3 protein-coding genes and 1 pseudogene are annotated in these 3,895 nt (G+C 62.5%); all 4 read right to left on the bottom strand.

Annotated elements, in window-relative coordinates:
- Positions 1-108: pseudogene (locus tag ACE039_RS06335) on the bottom strand (PqiC family protein); the annotation flags it as partial.
- A 20-nt stretch (positions 109-128) separates the two neighbouring features.
- Positions 129-1,799, bottom strand: a complete 1,671-nt coding sequence (locus tag ACE039_RS06330; protein WP_448709812.1) for a PqiB family protein — start codon at positions 1,797-1,799, stop codon at positions 129-131.
- 48 nt (positions 1,800-1,847) lie between these two features.
- On the bottom strand, positions 1,848-3,197 hold the full coding sequence (locus tag ACE039_RS06325) for a paraquat-inducible protein A (RefSeq protein ID WP_485811496.1): 1,350 nt from the start codon (positions 3,195-3,197) through the stop codon (positions 1,848-1,850).
- Positions 3,197-3,895: AAA family ATPase (locus ACE039_RS06320; RefSeq protein ID WP_485821945.1), on the bottom strand; the 699-nt coding region annotated here is incomplete at its 5' end. The genes ACE039_RS06325 and ACE039_RS06320, both read right to left, overlap by 1 nt.

Genomic DNA, 3,895 nt, shown 5'->3' with positions numbered 1-3,895 from the left:
CCCCCCCCCCCCCGCCGGCCCTTGCAGGGTGTAGTAGTGCACGGGTGGCGACGAGCCGCAACCCGCCAGGGCAGCGCCGGCAACCAGCAAGGACAGGACGGTACGCATCGGGGAAATAGTCATGTTCTTCAGTTCCTGACAGGGCCTGCGCCGGGAATCGGGTCATTGCCGCGACCGCGCAGCAAGGCTTCGGGGTTCGATTGCAGGAAGTCCGCCAACGCCCGCAGCGAACGCGCCGCGCGGCTCAGTTCCTGCATCGCCTTTTCGGTATTGACCGGCAAGGACGCGTCAGAGGCCAGCATCGCATTGATGTTCGCCATCGACTCCTTGGCCTGTTTCAGCATGCCTTGCGCTTCCGGCGCCACTTGCTTGTCCAGGCGGTTCATCAGCTTGGACGTGCTGGACAGCGTCGTGCGCAGGTCTTCACCAATCTTGTCGAAGGGAATCTTCTCGATCTTGGCGACGATATTGCTGACCTGCTGCTGCAGTTGGTCAAGATTGCCCGGAATCGTCGGGATGATGGCGGGATCGGACGGCGTGAACTCCACCGGCTTGGCATTCGGGAAATCATCCAGCACGACATACAACTGGCCGGTCAGCAGATTCGACGTGCGCAGTTGCGCGCGCAGGCCGTGTTTGATCATCACGCCCAGCAAGCGGTGGCCCGCCACGTCACCGTCCTTCATCGCGCGGTTGCGCACTTCTTCGTACACGCGGCCCAGGCGTTCCGGATACAGCGTGGCATCCACCAGGGAATAGAAGCGCTTGGAAACCGGGTCGAAGTCCAGGTTGATCTGCGTGACGTTGCCCAACGTGATGCCGTTGAAGTCGATCGGCGCGCCAACCGTCAGCCCGCGGATCGACTGATCGAAGCGCATGCGGATCGGGAAGGCCTCGCCATCCGGGTTGGCGCGGGCGGCCGACTCGGTGGGATACAGGTCGAACTTCGCATCCGCAGGCGCTGGCGTGGCGCCATCGCGGGCGCTCTGGACGGGCTCGAACGCCACGCCACCGACCGCCATCGACACGAGCGACTGCGTGCGCACCTTCAACCCATCCGCGTTAACGCTCAAGTCCACGCCGCTGGCATTCCAGAAGCGCGTGCCGTTGGTCACGAACTTGTCGTTCGGCGCGTCCACGAACACTTCGACGTTCACTGCGCCGCCGGTCTTGTCCAACGCATAGCCGATCACACGGCCCACATTGATACGGCGGAAATAGACCGGTGAACCGATATCCAGCGACCCGAGGTCGGATGCCTTCAGCACGAAACGTTTGCCCGCGCGGTCATGCGTGACTGCGGGCGGAATTTCCAGCCCTTCGAAACTCAGCTTGGTGGCCTTGCTGGTGGACCCGTTCTTGCCTTCGACCGCATCCACGCCGATATACGCGCCCGACAACAGCGTGCCCAGGCCCGACACGCCGCTCACGTCCAGACGCGGCCGGACCACCCAGAAATTGGTGCCTTCCCGCGCCAGGTCGGCCACTTCCTTGGCCAGTTCGGCCTTCACGACCACCTTGCTGCGGTCGCTATTGAAACCGATGGATTTGACCGTGCCGATGTTCACATCTTTGTAGCGCAGCTGGGTCTTGCCCACTTCCAGCCCTTCGGCCGTGTTGAACGAAATGGAGATGTCGGGACCCGCCTGCATCCAGGTGCGCACGACGAGGGATATGCCCATCAGCGCCGCCACGATCGGCACTAGCCAGATCCATGAGATCCGGCTCTTCTGCTTGCGCGAAATGGTCGGCGATTGGTACTGCTTTTCCTCACCGGATCCAGGAGCTTGGTCGGACATCAATTTTCCTTTTTCTTCTTAAGCGGCGAACCACGATTGTTGCTAGTGCTAGCCCACTTCTTTACTGGTGACGGGCGCCACTGGCCCCCGTGCGTGCTGCTGCGCCTGGGTCTGGGAAGCCCTACCCTCGACCTCGGGCGCCTCGATCTCGCTCTCGCCTTCCAGATCCCAACTGCGCCGCAAGTCAAAGCTCATGGCCGCCAGCATGGTCAGGATCACCACCACGCCAAAGGCCGCGGCGCCGGCGCCCGCGCTGATTTCCATCAGTCCCTGAAAATCGGCCAGCGCCGCCAGCAATATAACGACAAAAACGTCCAGCATCGACCACTGGCCGATGAACTCGACCATTTGATACAAGCGGGTACGCGGACGCAAATTGGTCGTGCTGCGCCATTGCTCAGTCAGCAGTAGCAGGATCAATGCCAGCAATTTGGTCAAGGGCACGGCGACGCTGGCGATGAAGACGATCAGCGCGATGTCCCACGACCCCATTTCCCAGAGCTCGACGACGCCGCCCAGGATGGTGTGGGCGCTGTCGCCCAGCACGGAACTGACCTGCATGACCGGCAGCACGTTGGCGGGAATGTAGAACACGACCGCCGCCAACAACAGCGCCCACGTGCGAGCCAGATGATCCGGTTTGCGATAATGCACGATTGCGTGGCAGCGCACGCAATGGTGCTCTTCTTCGGGGTCCGCATCGCGAGGCAACGCCTGCACCTGGCCGCAGACATGGCAGCCGGCCAGCACCGTATCCGGCGCGCTTTCAGGGATGTGCACGGGCACCACGCCCGAAGATTCCGCGAAACGCCACAACACATGCGGTGACAGCCGTCCCAGCATGGTCAGAAGAATGGTCAGCACGCCAAATGCGCCCAGCCCGATGCCCGGCGACACCGCGGCCATCCCGGCCAGCTTCACCACTGCAACCAGTACGCCAAGCAGGAAAACGGGCACCATGCACCACGGCCGCAGCACCCCCAACAGGCGCATCGCGCCCCGGAATGCGGCGGGCTCGCGGCCTTGCGATAAGGGGCCCAACACCCAGAGCAATACGGTCAGTTGCAGCAGCGGCAACACAAAACCGGCCAGCCCCGTCATGACGGCGACCACCCAATGGCCTTGGCGCCAGGTGATGGAAATAGCGTCCAGAAGCGATGCTTGCTGCACCATGCCCTGAACGGACATGGAAGCGACCGGATAGGCGTTGGCCACCCCGAAGATAATCAGGGCGGTGATGGCGAGGGCCAGCCAATTGGACAAAGTTAGCCCGCTGTATCGCCAGAGTGTGGCTCCGCAGCGGGCGCAATTGGCAGTCTCTCCAGGTTCAAGCTGATGTCGGCGATAAACGCTTGCGCAATGTTCGCACTCGATCAGCGGCTGGCGGTCCGCGGTCATCAGTCGATCAGTTCAACTTCCTGCTTATCCGGCGCATCCGACGAAGGCGGCTTGCCGCTGTCGTCGAAGTCCAGCGTCACCTTGCCCGCATCGTCCAGGTCGACCGTGACCGAACCGCCATCGACCAGCTTGCCGAACAGCAGCTCGTCGGCCAACGCGCGGCGAATGGTGTCCTGGATGAGACGTTGCATGGGACGCGCGCCCATGAGCGGGTCGAACCCCTCCTTGGCAAGGTGTTCGCGCAGTTTCGTGGTGAACACGGCTTCCACGCGGCGCTCATGCAACTGGTCTTCCAGCTGCATGAGGAACTTGTCCACCACGCGCAGGATGACCTCGCGGTCCAACGCGGCGAACGGGATGATTGCATCAAGGCGGTTGCGGAATTCGGGAGTGAACATGCGGCGGATTTCCGCCATTTCGTCACCCAGCATCCGCGAATTGGCAAACCCGATCGACGGACGGTTCAAGGTTTCGGCGCCCGCGTTCGTCGTCATGATGAGGATGACGTTACGGAAGTCCGCCTTGCGGCCGTTGTTGTCGGTCAGCGTGCCGTGGTCCATGACCTGCAGCAGGATGTTGAACACATCCGGGTGGGCCTTTTCGATTTCGTCCAGCAGCAGCACGCAATGCGGCTGCTTGGTGATGGCCTCGGTCAAGAGGCCGCCCTGGTCGAACCCGACATATCCCGGCGGCGCGCC

The sequence above is a fragment of the Achromobacter maghribensis genome (assembly GCF_057334215.1).
Note: the sequence above shows the minus strand (reverse complement) of the source record. Positions and strands in the feature narration are given on the sequence as shown.

Coding starts and splice junctions, on each gene's coding strand:
- ACE039_RS06330 (WP_448709812.1), bottom strand. CDS start 1,799: ATGTCCGACCAAGCTCCTGGATCCGGTGAGGAAAAGCAGTACCAATCG.
- ACE039_RS06325 (WP_485811496.1), bottom strand. CDS start 3,197: ATGACCGCGGACCGCCAGCCGCTGATCGAGTGCGAACATTGCGCAAGC.